Here is a 19,213-nt window from a genome sequence, read left to right on the forward strand (position 1 = left end):
AACAAAATAAAAAAAAACGGATTCGCTTTGATTTGTTTTCATGTGTCCGACTTACACGGGCGTCAAGAGAGATACGAAAAATTATTTGCCGAAATTATCAAAGAAAAACCCGAAGTGGTTTTAATGGGCGGCGACCTCTTACCACACGGGATTTCGAATAATCGGTTTATTTCCGGCTATTTAAAAAATAAGCTAAGAACTCTGAAAGAAATTCTTAAAAAAGAATTTCCGAAATTTTTAATTATCATGGGCAACGACGACCCTAAAAAATTTGAAAAGGATTTCGAGAATTTGTCTGACGAGAATTTAATTTTCTATTTGAATCTCAAAAAAATATCCATAGGAGATTATCAGTTTTACGGTTATTCTTATGTGCCCCCGACGCCGTTCCGAATGAAAGACTGGGAAAAGTACGATGTCTCCAGATATACGGAACCCGGCATTATACCGCCCGAGGAAGGTTACATTACAAGCCAACGCGCTCAATACGACATCAAATACTCAACAATAAAAGAAGATATACAAAACTATCTCGGGAACGAAGACCTTTCGAAATCCGTGATACTCTTTCATACTCCTCCGTACAACACTAAACTCGATTTGGTAAGGCCTGTATTAATTGAAAACGTGGAAACCGACAAACATGCGGGAAGCATTGCAGTTCGCAATTTCATAGAGTTGAAGCAGCCTTTGATCACGCTGCACGGTCATCTGCATGAATCTTCGTGCCTGAGCGGCGCATGGCATGACAGAATAGGCAATACATATTGTTTCAACGCGGCATATCATAAGTCCGAACTCTCGATAATAAAATTCGACCTGTCAGCTCCTCAGGATGCAAAAAGAATCCTAATCTGATTTTTCAATTACTTTTAATGGTTTAGCGGCGTCCGTAAGAGCGTTTATCTTAACTGCATAACTCGTTTTATTTTTAATATCCTCGTCGGTAATAAAATGCACATCGAGGAGTCCGTCGGATTTTATACCAGTACGCATATAGTTAATTTGGCTCAAGCATAAGCTCCACCCTTCAAGCCAGGCTTCCAGTTCTTTTCGCGGACATTTATTCTCGTCGATATGAATAATAAGGTCGATATCGCTGCCGGGACCCGAAACTGCATTTTTAACGCTGCCGAACAAATAGATTCCTTTTACTCCCATTTTATCGGCATCCAATTCCTGTGCAAGATTTTCCGCTATTTTCAGTCTCCATCGCCAATGATCGCTGGGACTGTAATTTTCTACTTCGGTCTTTATTTCGGTTTCGTTAATTACTTCGTTAGTCGGATCGGCAAATATGGCGACGGCTTCTTCAAGATCGGCGTTCATCAATACACGCAGAATCATTCCTTCTTTTGATGCGGGAACGTCGATTACTTTTATAGTATCTTCCAGATAGAAATACTCCGGCAATATTTCCGAAAGGATATTTTTAGATTCATTGAAAAATTTCTCGTTGAAAATAATACCCGGATCGTCCGGATAAAGAGGCAGATATTTTATATTAGCCTCTACAAGATCCTGGAAAAAGTGAGTGCCGAAAGACACATCCGGGATATAGTTCCCTTTTTTACGTGCGATTTCGATTAACATGGCAGTATTGTTAATGTCGGAATAAGTAACGCTGACGCCCAGTTTAATATCCCCGCGACTTCCCCATCTGCCGGGCCCGAGCAGAATAAATTTTCGTTTCGGAAGGATTTTATTCAATTTCCCGATAACCCTGCCGACTTTCAATAATTTATTTCTGTCCGTTATTTCAGAGTATTTTTGAGGATCGACATAAACAATGTGAGTTATTTCCGGCACCTTCCCGTTTGAAACAAATTTTTTTGCGTTGAAAAGTATTTTCTCCTCTGGAATATCTTTCGGAATAGGATCGCCCGATGTTTCGCGGCTTCTGCTTTGAGGTCGGCACTGAAGCAAATACAAATCGTTACCGTCGGAAACAAATTCTATATCGACTGGAGTTTTCATTCTTGCCTGTAATGTCTTTAATATCGTATCCATTTTCTTGAGAAAATCCGTTTTCGCAAAAAGACCTTCGAAAGTGACCACATAATCGCTTTTATCGTCGTCCATTATGGAAGGCATTCGTATCATACCTCCGTCGAGAACCGAAAAAACATGATCGAATGCCGGATAATCTCTTTTAATTTCCTTTAATAGTTTTTCCAGCTCAATCGTTTCAAATTCATTCGTCTTTAAGTTGATAACGTCCACCTTTTTGGGAGAATAACGGATTACTTCTTCGGGAGTGACATTGACTCTGATTGAGGACTGACCCGGCGAAATTAAAATCGGATAGTCGTCGCTCAGTCTGTCGACGGCTCTGGTGCCTAGACCGGGAACTATTCTCAAGAGTCCGTCTTCTCTTTTTATTCTGGGCGACCACCTGAATTCATTAACGCTGAACGCTACGCCTGCATAGGCTGGAATAAAATAATCCCCTACGCGTTTTCCAATCACTTCCTGAATCATGATCCCCATTTCTTCATGGAAATCAAGAAGCCCCCTCTCGGCTCTGTATTCGATCGGGTCGGGACTGAAGGTCGAAGCGTACACTTCCGCAATGGCATCCATTAATGCCGCAAGACGTTCAGCCTTGCTCCCCTGATTCGCCAAAAACAAACTCTTATATTTACCCGAAAAGGAAGCATCCATCTGATCCTCCAGCAGACTCGAGCTTCGTACAACAAGCGGAACATCCCCGAAATCATCCAATGCTACAGACAAACCCTTTACGATATCTGGCGGAAATTCCGAATTTTTAAATAACTGAACTATATGAGGATATTCGATTCTGACCTCTTCTATTTCCTTATATTTTTGTTCAAGCACTTCCTCTAAATTATTATGCTGCATAAAATTAAGAATTCCATCGGAAGTAATATACCAAGTATTAGGTACTTTAATATTTTTCAGTAAGTCATTGTTCGAAGCCTCTTTTCGTAAAATATGAGAAGCTACAAAAAGCCCTGCGCTCTTGCCTCCAAGTTTACCATGACTTTGCGGCGGAAAAATCATTTTATCGATCAACTTATAAAAATCCGTCAGTTTAACGTATTCTTTTGCAATCGAAATAAAACTCAGTTGATCGGTAAAAAATCTGCGGAGCAAGGACACGCGTAAGCCTTTTATGGTTTGCGGCGGCAGCTCGAATTTTTCGGGAGCAAGATGATAATATTTTCTGAGCGCTTCTGCAATTTCCGTTAAAGAGGTATCCTGATTATCGACCACTTTAATAAGCGCGCTCGATTTATCTTCCTGAATCCATTTCTGAATTTTACTCAAAATAACTTCGTCGGGCAGATTCTCGTCTGCCAGACGTTGAATGGTATCGACATATTCGTCGTAATTTACAATCCGTTCTACTTTGGTAGGTTTATTTTCGTCTTCTTTTTCGACGTCGTCGTTCAAACCGATTTTAATTTTACGGGCAATGCTCGTATGTTTCATCAGTAATTCCGCTTCTTCAACGCCTTTCCAGCACAAGAGATGGAGTAATTTCCTCATTAAGCTCATGAACAGATTCGGATCGGTTTTGCGTATCATATCGAGCACAACTTTCCATTCGCCCCGCGCCGTTTTTCCGACAGATTGACGAACTGTTTGAAGTTCGTTAATTACGTTCTTCAATTTATTATGGAGTATGAAATGTCCCAATCTGTCTGCTATCGTTTTAATTAAACGAACTTCTTCTTTCAGGAAAGGACTGCCGTCCTTGGCAGGCACGCCTTCGAGGTAATAGACTTCTATGCGCCCGACCGTTTTATCCTGTACTTTAATATCTTCGGATATCATCCATTTGCTCTCGGGAAATTCTTCCGTTTGATAGACAATATCTCCGTATATTATTCGGGATTTACAATAATTCGGGTAGAGAAAAGCCGACGGGATTGTATTAATTACCGTATGGAAAGCCTGCCTGAGAGAAATTTCAGAGCGATTTAATGTATCTTCGATTGTGTAAAGGCAATTTAATTCTTTAGTCCTTTCCTGCAACTCAGTCATTAAAATTTCGATAGGTTTATTTTCCGCAGTCATTTAAGAATTACTCCCTTCCCTTTTTTACCGTCTACTTTAATTATTAAATTATTTTCCGTTCGGATGCGTTTTACAAACTTTAATTCTTCGATCGTATTCTGTTCTTCAATCCATTTCCAATCGATATAATCAGTGTCATAATTTAATGAAAAATAATAAACATCCAAATTCGACATGTTATGGAAAAAATGGGAACCCTGACTGAATTCCACATAAAAATTCTTCATATTTATTTCAACGATTGCTTTTGCGGCGTTTACATCCGTCCATTCCACCGGAATTCCGAGCCACGGATCGGCGCTTCCCCATCTGCCGTAACCGATTAATATATATCTTTTATTTTCATCAATGATTTTCTTGTTCATTTGTGAAATTTCATTTGCAATGGCGACCGAGTTCTTAATATCAAAATTTTCCATCTTTACCATTATTATATCAGTAATTTCCTCGCTTATTCCATGCCCCAATACTTTGTTTGATTTTAGTAGAATTCTGCCGTTTTCCTCCTCAATCTCATCCATACTGACGGCGTTGGCGTATTTTTTCATCGGGCGTACCTGTAAAAAAGCAAAATTCAGTATTCCTTTTTTATAATCCTGCCAACAAGCAAACTCGATTTCTACCGGAGAATTATACTCTTCTTCGCAGATTTCCAACAATATCTTAATAAAATCATTGAATCCGTACATATTCAGTTCAATCAAAGGAGCGAAATTTATTATCCTCGGACCGTCTTTACCGGAGCCCATAATAATTTTATCGTCATTCGGTATGTAAGTGGAAACAATATTTTTAAGAACATTATCGTACTCAGCCGTATTTAACTCTTCATGCGTCAAGTATTCCGTTTCTTTAAGAGGATCGTACTTGACACCCGGACTAATGTCAACCGCCCAGAATTTTTTTTGAGTGAGTTGCACTATGTCTCTAACGCTTTTGTAGGGCAATGAATGTCTTGGATATTTTGGACAATAAGACCATACTATATCGCCGTCCACGATAGTTTTGCCGAGTCCCAATGCAAGATGAACTATACCGTCTTCCGGTCGGGCTTTGCCAAAAGGATAAAAGTTGTATGATTTCGCCACTCCTGAAAAATCCGGGTAAAAGCGGTTGTAATGTTTTTGCCCGGCAATTCTCTGGATTATAACCGCCATTTTTTCTTTTTTAATCGGATAGCCCGCAAGCGTAAAATAATTTTTAGCCGCATTCGAATAGACAGAGGCGTACACGTATTTTATAGAGTCGATAAATCTCTTGAAACGTAAATCCGGCGCTCCGGGCTGAGGGTTAATCATTTTAGTTTTGTAGACTCCGGCAAAAGGTTCGTCCGTAGAGTCCTCCAGCAGTCCTGAAGACCTGACTGCCAGCGGAAATTTTGCTTCGTTCAGAATATTGTTAAGTTCTCCCAGGAACTCATTCGGAAATACGGAATCGAGAAAATTTTTAATCAGATATCTTTCATCATTTTCATTAGTTGCATATTCCAATAAATTATTGCGTTCGATAAATTTGTCGAAAATATCCGATGTAACGACCGCCATTCCGGGAATGAATAGGTTAATAGTTGACGGAATATTTTTCATCCCGGGAAGTATCGAAGCCGCTTTCAATAATCCGGCGGCTTTTCCACCCACTTCTCCATTGCCTATTTTTAAGCAGGTATTATTGGAAAAGTATTTTGATGTCTTCTCCATACAATAAAAGCCGGGCATTACCCGGCTTTATACAATTTAATTAATAGTCGATTATACCCAACCTCTATCCTTGCAAGCCTGAGCCACTCGGTTAATTGCAATTACATACGCAGCGTCGCGCATATACAATTTTTTGTTTCGGGCTAACTCGCTTACGGATAAATAAGCATTCGTCATTTTAGTGTCGAGTTTCGCCAATACTTCTTCTTTTTCCCAGTAATAATTCATATTAGACTGAACTTGTTCAAAATAGCTGCATGTGACGCCTCCGGCATTTGCCAGGAAGTCTGGAATGACGAAAATATTTCTTTCCTGAATTACCTTGTCGGCTTCGATAGTAGTGGGACCGTTTGCGCCTTCGGCAATAATTTTCACGCGTTTGCTTATCTTATTAACATTGTCGGCGTTGATTTGGTTTTCGAGCGCGGCTGGTATTAAAATATCAACGTCCTGCTCGATCCACGCATCGCCTTCGAGGATTTCATACCCGAGTTCTTTTGCCTTTGTTTTGTCGATACCGCCGAACTTATCGGTAATACCGAGCAGCTCGTCCCGGTTAATTCCGTCCATTTTTCTGAATGTGTATGAACATTTATCCTGTTCGTCCCAGCTTGCCACTGCAATTACTTTTCCGCCCAGTTGAGTGTATAATTCGATTGCATACTGAGCAACGTTGCCGAAGCCTTGCACAGAAGCCAGAGTTTCTTCGGGTTTTATATTCATTTCTTTCAATGCTTCTCTCAGAGTAAAAATAACTCCGTATCCGGTAGCTTCTGTTCTGCCCAAAGAGCCTCCCATGCCTACGGGTTTACCCGTGATGAAGCCCGGATATTTACCTCCGGTAATACTTTCATATTCATCGAGCATCCAGAGCATATGCTGCGCGTTAGTCATTACGTCCGGAGCCGGCACGTCATTTACAGGTCCTACGTTCTTAGCCATTTGACGCACCCATCCGCGGCAGATTTGTTCCTGTTCTTTCATACTCAGATGATGCGGGTCGCATATAACTCCTCCCTTGCCTCCGCCGAGAGGAATATTAACAACGGCGCATTTCCAGGTCATCCACATTGCCAACGCTCTTACCGTATCGACCGTTTCTTGCGGGTGAAATCGGATTCCGCCTTTCGAAGGTCCGCGTGCGTCATTATGCTGAACGCGAAAACCTCTGAAAATTTTTGTGGAACCGTCGTCCATTTTAACGGGAATACTGAAATGATATTCCCGGAGAGGATTTCTTAATAATTCTCGAGTGGATTCGTCTAAATTGAGTAATTCAGCTACTCTGTCGAATTGAGCTTGTGCCATTTCAAAAGGATTAAACTCTTTGGATTTCATAAAAACCTCATTGTTTGAATATGTTCATACGGGGAAAATAATTTCCCTTTTTTCTTTTATACCAAAAATAGATACGCTTATATTGTTAAGCAAACAAAATCAGTTTCAGTCGTTCTTATTACCGAATGCCATTTTCTTAATAATTATTGACTTATAATTATTTAGGCATATTTAGTTAATACGCACGTTGTCTCTGCCTGTAATAATTAGTTCGTATACATAATTATTATTAAAAAATAAAAAAGTTATTTTTTTTGCTTTTTTTATGCATATCAGCTATTTTTCCACTTAATTCCAATTATTTAAACTCATTCTATGATTTGGATATTTTAGATGCATCCGGTATTTTTATAGAAGTTATATCCTTAGGGTCACAATTTAGAGCTTCGCCATGAAAACAAAATTATACTTACTAATCTTAGGAATATTTTGCGCCGCAACATATTTCGGTCAAATCGCCAACTACCCGGAATCGAAGAAAATTGAACATAAGGACATTTATCACGGAACTATTGTCGAGGACCCTTATCGTTGGCTGGAAGAAACGAATGCCCCCGAGACAATACAGTGGATAGAAGCTCAAAACGAATTTACTCAAAAATACCTGACAAAGATTCCATATAGAGAAAAGCTGCGCAGACGCTTGGAAAAATTATGGAATTATGAACGCTACTCTACGCCGTTTATGGTCGGCGCAAATTTAATTTATTCAAAAAACGACGGACTTCAGGAACAGAACGTATATTATATTCGGAAACCTGATTCAGAAGCCGAAGTGCTGTTGGATCCGAATAAGTTCTCGGACGATGGTTCGGTTTCGTTGACGGGACTCTATTTTTCAAAAGACCATACTTACATGAGTTTCGGTTTATCGAGAGGCGGTTCGGATTGGCGTGAATTTTACGTAATGGATCTGAAATCAAAGAAGATCATCGGCGATACAATCAGATGGGCTAAATTTACAGGCAATGCATGGTATAAAGACGGATTTTTTTACTGCCGCTACGATAAACCTGAAAAAGGGACAGAACTGAAGAGTTCGAACGAATTTCATAAGCTCTATTATCATAAAATAGGCACTCCGCAATCGCAGGATTTATTCATCCTCAGCGATCCGAATCCGAAACGATTATTAGGCGCCGCCGTTACTGACGACGAAAATTTCCTTATTATCAACGTTTACGAAGGCTCTTCTTCGAACAATCTATTATGGTATAAAAATTTGGGAACTGACGGAAAATTAGTCAAACTGATAGACGAATTTAATGCGGAATATGAATTCCTCGACGCTATTGACGGGCAATTTTATTTAGTTACAAATTTCAAGGCGCCAAATAAGAGAATCGTCAAAATAGATCCAAAGAACTTTAATGGGAATAATCCCGAAACAATCGTCCATGAAACAGACGAGCCGATAAAGCACGCCTCGATTTTAGGCGATAAGATATTTGTGGTTTATATGAAAGACGCAAGCGACGTTGTAAAAGTGTATGATATAAAGGGAAAATTTTTGGAAATAATCGAATTGCCAGCTATCGGTTCCGTTAACGGTTTTAACGGCTCGAGGACAGATACGGTCGCTTATTTTACTTTTACGTCTTTTACTTATCCGCCCACTATTTACAAAGTAAATACGAATTCACTTAAAAAAGAAATTTTTATAAAGTCAAATATAGATTTTAATCCCGATGATTTTATAACAAAAAGGATCTTTTATAAAAGCAAAGACGGTACAAAAGTCCCGATGTTCGTAGTTCATAAAAAAGATTTGAATCTTGACGGCGGCAATCCGACATTACTCTACGCCTACGGAGGTTTTAATATTCCGATGTTACCGTCATTTTCAGTGCCGAGACTGATACTGCTTGAAAACGGGTTCGTTTTCGCGATGGCATGTCTTCGGGGCGGCAGCGAGTACGGCGAAGAATGGCACAGAGCCGGAATGCTCGAAAAAAAGCAAAACGTATTTGACGATTTTATTGCCGCTGCGGAATGGCTCATTGAGAACAAATATACATCGCGTGAAAAACTTGCAATTCAGGGCGCTTCCAACGGAGGACTGTTAATAGGGGCAGTTATAAATCAAAGGCCGGATTTATTCAAGGTTGCAATACCGATGGTCGGCGTTATGGATATGCTGCGTTTTCACAAGTTTACAATCGGTTGGGCTTGGGTTTCCGAATACGGCTCAAGCGACGATCCGGAGCAATTTAAATATCTGTTAAAATATTCTCCGTTGCACAACATTAAAAAAGGGACAAAATATCCGGCTACGATAATCACAACCGCCGATCATGACGACCGGGTGTTCCCGGCCCATTCATTCAAATACGCGGCTGCGCTGCAAAACGCCAATTCCGGGAATAATCCCATTTTAATCAGAATAGAAACAAAAGTAGGGCACGGCGCAGGCACAAGCGTTTCCAAATCGATTGACCTCTATACCGATTTGTGGTCGTTTGTATTTTATAATCTGCATGTAACACCCATTTACAAATAAACTAATACAGACTATGAATAAGAAAAAACTAAAAAAAATTATAATTAGCGTGGCGGGCGGAACATTATTGATAATCGGGATTATAATGATTATTGTTCCGGGTCCTGCTTATTTAATAATTCCAGCCGGTTTGAGTATATTGGGCACGGAATATTTATGGGCTAGAGAACTAAACAAAAAAATAAAAAATAAAATCGGTAAATTTTTCAATAAGAATAGGAAGTAAATTGGAACTGAGTCTTATCGACAGAAGCAACTATTTGAAGGGGATATTAATTCTTATCGGTAAAGATAAAAAACTTAGTATTGAAGAAAAAAACATGTTTAAATCTCTGGGCAAAGCTCTCGGATTCGGTGAAGAATTTTGCGAAGAAGTAATGGAAGATTTATTGGAGAATGAATATCTAATTGAAGAGCCTCCTCGCTTTGAAAAGAAAGAGATAGCCGAGCTTTTTTTTAAAGACGGACTAAAACTCGCTTTATCAGACGGGGAGATTCATCTGTACGAATTAAACTGGCTGAATCTCATCGCAGAAAAAAATGAACTCGATAAGGAATGGCGCCTGAATACATATAACAATTTCAAAGAAAATTATAACGGTTTTGACGGCAACTTTGAAATCGAGAAGATTCTGTCTCATCAGACATAATCTTCCGTTAGTCTGAGAGCCCGCTTTAATACTTTCTTAAGAATATTCAAATTGACATCGGATAGATTTTTTATATAAAGACACGATTTGCCGTTTTTATATTTTCCCAGTCCCTCAAGATTTTTTTCTTCAATGCACGCCATTAAGTACACGGCAATATTTTGTTTCCTCGGAGAGAATCCGATTCTGAACCAATCGCCCTCTCTACCGGTTTTGTAGACATAATGATACTTACCGAAGCCTACTATAGAATCTCCCCACATAACAGGTATGTCGCCGCTTAATTCTTCCATTAACTTAGCAAGTTCTCTGCAAGCATTTTTCTTGTTTTCGTCGGTTATTGAATTCAAAAATTTTTTGACGCTCTTTTTATTCGGTTTGGTTTTGAGTTCGCTCATAAAACCTCTATAAAATTTAGACCGGCTGTAATATACTAAAATCAAGATGACTTTTATAACAATCAAATATCTTCAAAAGGCGACCATTTTATGCCCAAATCGACAAACTACTTTTCAACTCATAATTTTAAGGTAGTTCGAGAAGATAACTGTCTTCAAAAATTCATCGTCGAAGAAGAGAATATTTTACAGAGGGCGAATATTAGAACATTGCTACGGTTCTAACGCTTCGATAAGGCTTTAATAGAGCCAGCCTTCATAAACCTTACTACTGTTTCCAAAAGTTTCATAGAAGACAATTTTTTGCGGTCTGCGTGATTTCGTGGAACGTACCTTACCGGCATTGTGAGCTTTCAGTCGTTCCTCTAAATTTGAAGCGCTTCCGTAATAGTAACGGCGGTCTTTAAGGCTTTGAAGTACGTATGTAAAATACATACTATTATTACGTTTTTACTTTGCGGAGAGGGAGGGATTCTCCGCAGGATGCTACGCAGAACCCTCGGTGGCGCTAATTTGCTTAATTAAATTCTTAAAAACTTTGATTATGCTGGAACTCTGGGATTAGCGTATTATACCCTCTTTCTTGAGCCATTCATATCCTTCTTTGCTCTTAAAGAAAAGTTCGCGTCTGTAGGCTTCGCTTCTGCTATCGAATGTTTCGTAGTAAATAATTTTTAATGGTCTGCGTGATTTCGTGGAACGTACCTTACCGGCATTGTGAGCTTTCAGTCGTTCCTCTAAATTTGAAGCGCTTCCGTAATAGTAACGGCGGTCTTTAAGGCTTTGAAGTACGTATGTAAAATACATACTATTATTACGTTTTTACTTTGCGGAGAGGGAGGGATTCGAACCCTCGGTGGCGCAAAGCACCACAACGGTTTTCGAGACCGCCCCGTTCAACCACTCCGGCACCTCTCCACATTTCATCAAAAACATCAATGTTATAAAGAACAACCCAATAATTTAGGCTGTAAAGATAATAAAAAATTTGTAATGGTATATAGTGATAATTTGAAAAAATTAATATATTTGTGACTCGATTATAGCAAATATTGAAACGGAAAGGTGCAGGAGTGGTTGAACTGGCACGCCTGGAGAGCGTGTAACCGCTTACGCGGTTCGTGGGTTCGAATCCCACCCTTTCCGCTCATTTTTAAGAACAGTTAGTGCTTATATTAGTATATATAATACAAATAATTTTTCCTCTTTTTCAATCCGATTTCGAAAATTGGGTGCCTGTTGAAAATTACAGGGAAGGTAAATTATACGTAGACGCATCCTCGCTTAAAAAATTCGACGACGATTATTATGTATGGGTACTGGAAGAACACGACCCTCCGATCAAAATCGAATCGATCGACAAAAAAATCTACAAAACCAAGACTTACTTTGTAATCAACAAGCCTTCCAAACGTTACAGTATTATTCAAATTATTTTCTACGATATTAACAACAATGTATTAAAGAGTTATTCTTACAATATTTCCGAACAAGTAAAGTATACCTCGCCTATATTGGAGGGGTCGAAAATAGAATCGGTTATGATACAATGCATAATGTTGACCGATGTCAGAAAACCGACGAACAATTAACTTTTCTTTTTATAAATTCCAGACCGCCCAGTAAATTCATTTGTCTGATTATTTCCCCCTGCCTTTTGATCAGATAAGGGGTTACTCTAGAAGGATTTCTCTTTTTAGGGCTGGGTAAAGTCGCCGCAAGAAGAGCCGATTGCTTAGCATTAAGCTTCTTAGGATTTGAACGAAAATATCTCGAAGCAGCCGTTTTGACGCCATAAATCCCGTCCCCCAGTTCGGCGCTGTTCAAATAAACTTCCAGAATTCGTTCCTTACTCCATAGCAATTCGATTAGTATTGTATAATAGACTTCCATACCTTTTCTTATCAAACTCTTACTTCGCCATAAAAATAAATTTTTCGCTACTTGCATTGTAATTGTGCTTGCTCCGCGTACAATTTTCCGTTTTTTATTTTCCTTTATTGCTTTTTGAATCTGAGCGATGTCAAATCCCCAATGGTCGAAAAACCGTTGATCCTCGGAGGCTACCACGCTTAATTGCATATACCGGGAAATATTACACAGACTTACCGGCGAATAGTTTTCCGAATAATCGCTCTTTAAAAATGAGTCTATCCCTAATTCATGATTTATAAAAGCTGTCGAAGCAGGATTAATAAATCTGAAAAATACAATTATCAACAGATTCAGAGCCGTAAATAGCCCTATCAATTTGAGCATAAACTTGATAATTTTCATAAATATTCCGTAAAAATGAACTAAATTTAGTTAAATTTGTTATTAGGATAAAATTTTCCTTTATAAAATAAAAATGAGAGGTAAAAGATGATTTCAGAAAAAATGACAAAAGCTCTAAATAATCAAATAAAAGAAGAACTCTTTTCTTCCTATCTTTATTTGTCGATGGCTGCATCCTTTGAAGCTCAAAATTGGCAGGGTTTTGCCAATTGGATGAAAAAGCAATCGTTCGAAGAATACGGACACGCCATGAAGATTTTCGATTACCTGAATGGAGTGGGTAAAAAAGTAGTTCTCGAACAACTCGACAAACCGAAATCCGACTGGAACTCTCCCCTTGAAGCATTCGAAGATGCGCTAAAACACGAAATTCACATTACAAACAAAATTAACGAGCTGGCAAAATTAGCCGAGGACGAAAAAGATTTCGCTACGGCGAATTTCCTGCAATGGTTTGTAACAGAACAGATTGAAGAAGTGGCATCGGCTACCGCCATTGTAGAAAAGCTGAAATTTATCGGCGACCAGAAAAGCGGGCTCCTCTTCCTTGATAATGAGCTCGGGAAAAGACAATAGTTTTTTTACCTGAACACTTTTTATAAATAAAATTATTTATTAAATTTGTGGTTCATAATAAATGAATAATGAGGATAAAAATGGCGCGTAGATGTCAGGTTACAGGCGTTGGTCCCGTAAGTGGTCATAACATTTCGCACGCTCACAATAGAACCAAAAGAAGATTTCTGCCGAATTTGCAGAAAAAAAGAATCTGGGTTAAAGAACTCAACAGATTTGTTACCGTTAAATTGACCACAAGTGCACTCAGAACTTTGGCAAAAAACGGTACCGGCGAATTGGCTAAATTGATTACTTCCGGTAAAATCAAAGTTAGATAGTCCAGATATTTTTCTAGTAAGGATTTTAAAAAGAGGCTTTCTCGAGCCTCTTTTTTATTTTAAATATGTTTAATTACGGATTTTTTAGTAATATTAATTTTTGATTTTTCGAGTTGCCATTATATATTTAAATATCCTATAGAATTAATAGGAGGACTAATGAAAATAGCCGTCTGTCTTAATCATGTGCCGGACACGGCATCCAAAATCAGTGTCGGGCCGGATAATAAATCGATCGACACAACCGGCATTACCTTCGTCGTCAATCCGTATGATGAATTTGCGGTAGAAGAAGCATTGAAAACCAAAGAAAAATTGGGCGGCGAAACTGTCGTAATCAGTCTGGGTAACGACAACCACAAAGAATCGATTAAAAAAGCGCTTGCAATGGGTATTGATAATGCGGTTTTACTCAAAACAGACGAAATTTACGATTCGCTTTCGGTGGCTAAAACTTTATCAAACGAAATTAAAGCCCAAAACGCCGAAATTGTATTTTTTGGCAAACAATCGGTCGACTATGACAACGGAGTCGTAGGGCAAATGTGCGCCGAATTACTCGGTTATAATTCGGTATCTGTTGTTGTCGCTTTGGAAATTGAGGGTAATAAAGTGAAGGCGGAAAGAGAAATCGAAGGCGGACGCGAAGTTGTAGAAACCGAATTGCCTGTAATTATAACAACGCAAAAAGGCTTGAACGAACCGCGTTATGCCTCGCTCAAAGGGATTATGGCGGCAAAGAAAAAAGCGATTGAAGAAAAAGCTCCTGAGACGGTATCGAATTATACCGAAGTTCTAAGTATGAAAAAGCCGCCGGCAAAACAACCTGGCAGAATTATAGGCACGGATGCCTCGGCTGTGCCGGAATTAATTCGTCTGCTCAAAGAAGAAGTAAAAGTCATTTAAAGGTGATATATGGCAAATAAAATTTTAGTGTTTCTCGAACAACGACAGGGACAAATAAAGAAATCTTCTTATGAGGCTGTCTCCGCCTCTATTGCGCTGTCGCAGAATTTGAACTCGGAAATCGAAGGAGTTGTCATCGGCGGCGAAGTCGAAAATGCCCGGCTTGCCGGAAATTACGGTCTGAAAAAACTATACCATATTAAAAACGAACTACTCGAAAATTATTCATCCAGCGCTTATACGGATTTACTTCTGGAACTTATCAATGCAACGGGCGCTCAAATAATCGTTTTTTCATCTACGGCAATGGGAAAGGATCTGGCTCCCCGTATAGCGGCTAAACTGGATTGCGGTATTGTAACAGACGTAACGGAATGGAAGGTTGAGAACGGCGAAATTATTGCGACAAGACCGGTATACGCCGGTAAAGCTTTAACCGATGTAAAAGTTAAATCCGAAAAGAAAATCTTTACTTTAAGACCTAACGTATTCAAAGCGGAAAAAATCTCGGAACAAGAGGCGGAAATTGAAGTAAAAAATCCCGGAGATTTGAATCTCAAGACAAGAGTAGTTGAAATTAAGAAGTCCGATACAAAACTCGACGTAGCGGAAGCCGACATAATTGTTTCGGGCGGAAGAGGTATGAAAGCGCCTGAAAATTTCAAACTTATCGAAGAGCTTGCGGATTTATTAGGCGCCGCCACGGGCGCTTCCAGAGCCGTAGTGGACGCGGGATGGCGCCCTCACAGCGAGCAGGTCGGTCAAACCGGGAAAACCGTATCCCCAACGCTTTATATTGCGCTCGGCATTTCAGGCGCTATTCAACACCTTGCGGGTATGCGATCGTCTAAGTACATTGTGGCTGTAAATAAAGACAAAGACGCTCCGATATTTCAGATTGCGGATTACGGAATTGTGGGCGACGTTTTCGAGATTGTTCCCGCAATGATTGAAGAACTAAAAAAAATTAAGAACAATTGAGCATGGATAAAGTTCAAGTTGAAATATTAGGTTTATCAGCCAGCCCCTCTACAGGAGGGGCTTATGCCCTTTTATTAAAAGAAGTTTACGGATTGCGTCGATTGCCCATAATCATCGGGTCATTCGAAGCTCAATCGATCGCTCTTGAAATCGAAGGAATAAAAGCTCCGCGTCCGTTAACGCACGATTTAATGAAAATTCTTCTCGACCATTTGGGAGCTACAGTTACAGAGGTTGTAATCGACGAATTAAGAGATAATACTTTCTACGCAAAAATTAAACTTGAGGTCTCTTCGCTTACTCACGAAATCGATTCCCGTCCCAGTGACGCTATCGCCTTGGCAGTGAGAACCGGCTCGCCTATTTATGTGTCCGAAGACGTTATGAGATTAGCTTCTTTCGTACCATCCAGCGAAGACGTAGAGGGAGGCGAAAATCCCGAGGAAGAAGACGAATACGAAGAACCCAAACCGATGCGCGAAAAAAGACCTATTTCGAAAGAAGGAAGAATAGCGGAATTGCAGGATCAATTGCGAGAAGCTATCGAAAAAGAAGACTATGAAAGAGCGGCTAAACTCCGGGATGAAATCAACAGATTGAAAGGGACAAATTAAATCATTCGAATACAACTTTGCCTATTTCACATTCGAGGCACTTATTTTTAGAACAATAATTCCTGAATAAATCAATCATCCCCTGCGCGTAAACAGTTTTCTTAACTTTACTTTGAACTCCGAGGGCGTCCGCTACATTGTGTATAATCTGGTTTTCCGCGCGCTGTTCATAAATTCCGTACGTTTTAACTACTTTATCTGTCAACTGCTCGTGGCCGTATATTTTAAAATAAACAGCAAAATAAGGCAGAATAACATTGATCATTATTTCGTCGGCTCGCGATGCGCCGACAAAATATTTAATATCGGTTGATGCGCGCTCGCCCAATACATAGTGGCTCTTCCAATAACCGTCCGATTTTATTACAAACAGAGATCTTACCGAATTGACAAGGACTCCGAGATTACGAATTTCTTTAATTTTTTTGGTAATAATTCCTATTAAGTCGTTATGCAACAATTGATATAGTATCCTTGCTCCTCCCGCAATCCTGACCGTCGGGAAATTCTGCGGACGTATTCTGAAGAATTGCCACTGAGTATTGTCCAGATAGTCTCCGTCGTAGAAAGGCTTGATTGAATTCCAATGCAACTCAGCCGCTTCCAGATACTCTTTCGTGTCTTTATCCAGTTCTTTCGGAAGAGCTCCGGTTAATCCGGAGATATGGAGCAGAGCCGATTCGTATTTTTGCAGAACGACTCCGTCCTTCTCAATTTTCTTAAGAAATCCGATATCGGCTTTTCTTGCCAGGGAAGTCATCGGATTTTTATTTTTCGAATAACCGAGGGCTTCGAATAATAGTTCGTACAACAACTGCATCCACACTTCTTTGCTATGAAAATCCTTATGGTGAAATTCTCTTTTCTGAAATTCCTCGGTCAAGTCGTAAGTAATAACCGGTTCTTTAATACCGGCATCTGTCAGGAACTGAATTTCTTTCAGACGTTCATATATCTTATTGCATTTTTTATTAAATCGTTCAATACCCAATTTGTATAAATGAGAATTACGCAGTTCTATAGGCGCGTTTTCTGCTACTGCAGAACATTTCAAAATACCGGAGATATCATTTTTTTCTTCGGAATGGGTTTCCTTAATCTTCTTTATTTCGTCGCTGTTAATCAAATTTGCGATTGTAACCGACGGAATTTTTCGCCCGCTTCTCGTATAAACGTATCCGTGATTATTTTTGTTTTCGAACGTTACATGAAGGATTACGCTATTGTATTTATTGTCGATATTGTGCCCGTGGAGTTTCCAGTCGGAATAGTCGTAATCGATTTCAATATCGCCCACGTAAGTAAGGTTGCCTATTCTGATCCTGGCATTTTTGAAGTCCGGCCCGGCGGAATCGTGATTGAGAGCGCCGCAGTCGAGCACTGCAATTTCTTCTCCGTTAATTGTTTCAAGAATTGTGTTGTGGTCTAATTTCTGCCAGACTTCGTAGAGAAACCCTTCGTGAAATTTTGATTCTGAACCCATTGGTCCGCCAATTTTAAATTGAGAATGAACTGATGATTCGATTGCTTATAAAATTAAGATTTTATTTTAGTAAAATCCACAATTTTATAAATTGACGTAGCTTAGAATTTTCTCCCTCAACGTTTCCGGAAATTTATCTGTCGGATCGCAATAGATCAATCCCCTGCTTATGTTTACAATAAAATTGCTCTTACCTTTATTTCCGAAAATCGCAAGCACGTCTTCGTAGCTTCCTCCCTGCGCTCCGACGCCGGGCAATAAAACCGGCATATCCCCGAAAGAATCGATTGCGCGGCCGAGCTCCGAAGAATTTGTGGCGCCGAAAACAAGTCCGATGTTATTGTGAATATTCCATTCGTTTGCTTTTTCAATAACCGCATTATATAAAAATCTGCCGTCGTTAAGCTCTAATTTTTCAAAGTCAGCCGAGCCGGGGTTCGACGTCAGAGCAAGTATAAAATTCAATTTATCTTCAAATTCGAAAAAAGGTTGGAGAGAATCGAAACCCATATATGGATGCAGAGTAACCGCATCGCAATTAAAATAATTAAAGACAGATTCGGCGTACATTCTCGATGTGTTGCCGATATCTCCTCTTTTTGCATCGGCAATAATCAGCAGATCGTCGGGTATCAGTTTTATTGTTTCAATCAAATTTTTTATACCCTCTATCCCGTCCTTTTCGTAGAATGCAAAATTAATTTTATACGCTGCCGCATAATCCATTGTGTTTTCAATAACCGTTCTATTGAAAGCAAGAACAGGGTTCGGTTCCTTCTTGAAATACTCCGGTATTTTTGAAAAATCCGTGTCCAAACCGACGCAGACATGCAATCCCGCATTTAATTTATTATTTAATTTTTCCCGAGCTGTCATATTATTCTCTATTTTGTTTAAAATTCTTGAACATCATCGATTCTACCGGATACTCGGTGCGCTTATTATACTTTGCGGATGATTTTTTATCATAAGAAATTTCAACCTCTCCGTCCAACTTGAAATAGATAATCTGCCCTATCGGCATACCAACATAAATCCGGACGGGTTGTTTGACGCTTATTTCAAGCGTCCAGGTATTGCAAAATCCCACATCGCCTTTACCGGCAGTCGAATGAATATCGATTCCGAGACGTCCGATACTCGACTTCCCTTCGAGGAAAGGCACATAATTGTAAGTCTCCGTATATTCTTCCGTAACTCCCAGATACAGTTTCGAAGGGAGAAGGATAAATCCATCTTCAGGTATCTCGAATAGTTCTATTTCATTGTGTTTTTTTGCGTCGAGAATATCGTTTTTATATACGCCGAGCCATCGGCCAAGATGAACGTCGTAACTGTTCGAGCCCAAATTTTCGCGCTTGAAAGGCTCAATTACGATATTCCCTTTTTCAATTTCTTCGAGAATTTTCTTATCCGAAAGTATCAT

At 39.5% G+C, this 19,213-nt stretch carries 20 protein-coding genes and 2 tRNA genes; 11 read left to right on the forward strand and 11 right to left on the reverse strand.

The window, feature by feature from the left end; genetic code table 11:
* Positions 1 to 27 precede the first annotated feature (27 nt).
* The gene (locus ACOYVE_RS11005) at positions 28 to 858 is read left to right on the forward strand and encodes a metallophosphoesterase (protein ID WP_041356716.1); all 831 of its coding nucleotides are present in this window, start codon (positions 28 to 30) and stop codon (positions 856 to 858) included.
* On the opposite strand, the gene ACOYVE_RS11010 is transcribed toward ACOYVE_RS11005, so the two are convergent.
* From ACOYVE_RS11010 to ACOYVE_RS11020, 3 genes are read right to left on the reverse strand one after another with little or no spacing between them, the layout of a single operon-like run.
* Positions 850 to 4,047, reverse strand: a complete 3,198-nt coding sequence (locus tag ACOYVE_RS11010; protein WP_422881948.1) for a PEP/pyruvate-binding domain-containing protein — start codon at positions 4,045 to 4,047, stop codon at positions 850 to 852. The genes ACOYVE_RS11005 and ACOYVE_RS11010 overlap by 9 nt on opposite strands.
* On the reverse strand, positions 4,044 to 5,744 hold the full coding sequence (locus ACOYVE_RS11015; RefSeq protein ID WP_422881950.1) for a PEP/pyruvate-binding domain-containing protein: 1,701 nt from the start codon (positions 5,742 to 5,744) through the stop codon (positions 4,044 to 4,046). The genes ACOYVE_RS11010 and ACOYVE_RS11015 overlap by 4 nt, the downstream gene beginning before the upstream one ends.
* 51 nt (positions 5,745 to 5,795) lie before the next feature.
* The gene (locus tag ACOYVE_RS11020; RefSeq protein ID WP_014857460.1) at positions 5,796 to 7,082 is read right to left on the reverse strand and encodes a Glu/Leu/Phe/Val family dehydrogenase; all 1,287 of its coding nucleotides are present in this window, start codon (positions 7,080 to 7,082) and stop codon (positions 5,796 to 5,798) included.
* A gap of 391 nt (positions 7,083 to 7,473) precedes the next feature.
* On the opposite strand from ACOYVE_RS11020, the gene ACOYVE_RS11025 reads away from it, so the two are divergent.
* From ACOYVE_RS11025 to ACOYVE_RS11035, 3 genes are read left to right on the forward strand one after another with little or no spacing between them, the layout of a single operon-like run.
* A complete protein-coding gene (locus tag ACOYVE_RS11025) occupies positions 7,474 to 9,582 on the forward strand; it encodes a prolyl oligopeptidase family serine peptidase (protein ID WP_422881952.1) in 2,109 nt (702 codons plus the stop codon).
* 13 nt (positions 9,583 to 9,595) lie between these two features.
* A complete protein-coding gene (locus ACOYVE_RS11030; protein ID WP_422881954.1) occupies positions 9,596 to 9,808 on the forward strand; it encodes a PGPGW domain-containing protein in 213 nt (70 codons plus the stop codon).
* 1 nt (position 9,809) lies between these two features.
* On the forward strand, positions 9,810 to 10,232 hold the full coding sequence (locus tag ACOYVE_RS11035; RefSeq protein WP_422881955.1) for a hypothetical protein: 423 nt from the start codon (positions 9,810 to 9,812) through the stop codon (positions 10,230 to 10,232).
* On the opposite strand, the gene ACOYVE_RS11040 is transcribed toward ACOYVE_RS11035, so the two are convergent.
* From ACOYVE_RS11040 to ACOYVE_RS11055, 4 genes are all read right to left on the reverse strand, one after another.
* Positions 10,223 to 10,630, reverse strand: a complete 408-nt coding sequence (locus ACOYVE_RS11040; protein ID WP_422881957.1) for a DUF1801 domain-containing protein — start codon at positions 10,628 to 10,630, stop codon at positions 10,223 to 10,225. The two genes, ACOYVE_RS11035 and ACOYVE_RS11040, sit on opposite strands and share 10 nt — an antisense overlap.
* A 240-nt stretch (positions 10,631 to 10,870) precedes the next feature.
* Positions 10,871 to 11,065 carry a GIY-YIG nuclease family protein gene (locus tag ACOYVE_RS11045; protein WP_422881958.1) on the reverse strand — a complete coding sequence of 65 codons (195 nt, stop codon included), beginning with the start codon at positions 11,063 to 11,065 and terminating at the stop codon, positions 10,871 to 10,873.
* A 126-nt stretch (positions 11,066 to 11,191) separates the two neighbouring features.
* Entirely contained in the window at positions 11,192 to 11,437 is a 246-nt protein-coding gene (locus ACOYVE_RS11050; protein ID WP_422881960.1) for a GIY-YIG nuclease family protein, read from the reverse strand.
* A 23-nt stretch (positions 11,438 to 11,460) separates the two neighbouring features.
* Positions 11,461 to 11,548 (reverse strand) — tRNA-Ser (locus tag ACOYVE_RS11055).
* A 141-nt stretch (positions 11,549 to 11,689) separates the two neighbouring features.
* Between ACOYVE_RS11055 and ACOYVE_RS11060 the strand changes: the two genes are divergently transcribed.
* Positions 11,690 to 11,776 (forward strand) — tRNA-Ser (locus ACOYVE_RS11060).
* A gap of 20 nt (positions 11,777 to 11,796) precedes the next feature.
* Positions 11,797 to 12,222, forward strand: a complete 426-nt coding sequence (locus ACOYVE_RS11065; protein WP_422881961.1) for a surface-adhesin E family protein — start codon at positions 11,797 to 11,799, stop codon at positions 12,220 to 12,222.
* On the opposite strand, the gene mtgA is transcribed toward ACOYVE_RS11065, so the two are convergent.
* Positions 12,200 to 12,907, reverse strand: a complete 708-nt coding sequence (mtgA, locus tag ACOYVE_RS11070) for a monofunctional biosynthetic peptidoglycan transglycosylase (protein ID WP_422881963.1) — start codon at positions 12,905 to 12,907, stop codon at positions 12,200 to 12,202. The two genes, ACOYVE_RS11065 and mtgA, sit on opposite strands and share 23 nt — an antisense overlap.
* 87 nt (positions 12,908 to 12,994) lie before the next feature.
* On the opposite strand from mtgA, the gene ACOYVE_RS11075 reads away from it, so the two are divergent.
* The 5 genes from ACOYVE_RS11075 (at position 12,995) to ACOYVE_RS11095 (ending at position 16,304) form a co-directional block, all read left to right on the forward strand.
* Positions 12,995 to 13,483, forward strand: coding sequence for a ferritin (locus tag ACOYVE_RS11075; protein ID WP_014857468.1), 489 nt, complete (start codon positions 12,995 to 12,997; stop codon positions 13,481 to 13,483).
* Positions 13,484 to 13,563: 80 nt separating this feature from the next.
* Complete coding sequence (rpmB, locus tag ACOYVE_RS11080) at positions 13,564 to 13,803, forward strand: 50S ribosomal protein L28 (RefSeq protein WP_014857469.1); 240 nt, start codon at positions 13,564 to 13,566, stop codon at positions 13,801 to 13,803.
* A gap of 159 nt (positions 13,804 to 13,962) precedes the next feature.
* On the forward strand, positions 13,963 to 14,709 hold the full coding sequence (locus ACOYVE_RS11085) for an electron transfer flavoprotein subunit beta/FixA family protein (protein ID WP_422881965.1): 747 nt from the start codon (positions 13,963 to 13,965) through the stop codon (positions 14,707 to 14,709).
* 9 nt (positions 14,710 to 14,718) lie between these two features.
* Positions 14,719 to 15,690: an electron transfer flavoprotein subunit alpha/FixB family protein gene (locus ACOYVE_RS11090; protein WP_422881967.1), complete on the forward strand. Its 972-nt coding sequence runs from the start codon at positions 14,719 to 14,721 to the stop codon at positions 15,688 to 15,690.
* A gap of 2 nt (positions 15,691 to 15,692) precedes the next feature.
* The gene (locus ACOYVE_RS11095) at positions 15,693 to 16,304 is read left to right on the forward strand and encodes a bifunctional nuclease family protein (protein WP_014857472.1); all 612 of its coding nucleotides are present in this window, start codon (positions 15,693 to 15,695) and stop codon (positions 16,302 to 16,304) included.
* 1 nt (position 16,305) lies between these two features.
* On the opposite strand, the gene ACOYVE_RS11100 is transcribed toward ACOYVE_RS11095, so the two are convergent.
* The 3 genes from ACOYVE_RS11100 to dcd form a co-directional block, all read right to left on the reverse strand.
* Positions 16,306 to 17,787 (reverse strand): DUF2851 family protein, encoded by a 1,482-nt coding sequence (locus tag ACOYVE_RS11100; protein ID WP_422881968.1) that lies wholly within the window; start codon positions 17,785 to 17,787, stop codon positions 16,306 to 16,308.
* A gap of 84 nt (positions 17,788 to 17,871) precedes the next feature.
* A complete protein-coding gene (gene pyrF, locus ACOYVE_RS11105; RefSeq protein ID WP_422881969.1) occupies positions 17,872 to 18,663 on the reverse strand; it encodes an orotidine-5'-phosphate decarboxylase in 792 nt (263 codons plus the stop codon).
* A gap of 1 nt (position 18,664) precedes the next feature.
* Positions 18,665 to 19,213: a dCTP deaminase gene (gene dcd / locus ACOYVE_RS11110; protein WP_422881971.1), complete on the reverse strand. Its 549-nt coding sequence runs from the start codon at positions 19,211 to 19,213 to the stop codon at positions 18,665 to 18,667.

This window comes from Melioribacter sp., from assembly GCF_049325435.1.
In the GTDB taxonomy this organism is placed as follows: domain Bacteria; phylum Bacteroidota; class Ignavibacteria; order Ignavibacteriales; family Melioribacteraceae; genus Melioribacter; species Melioribacter roseus.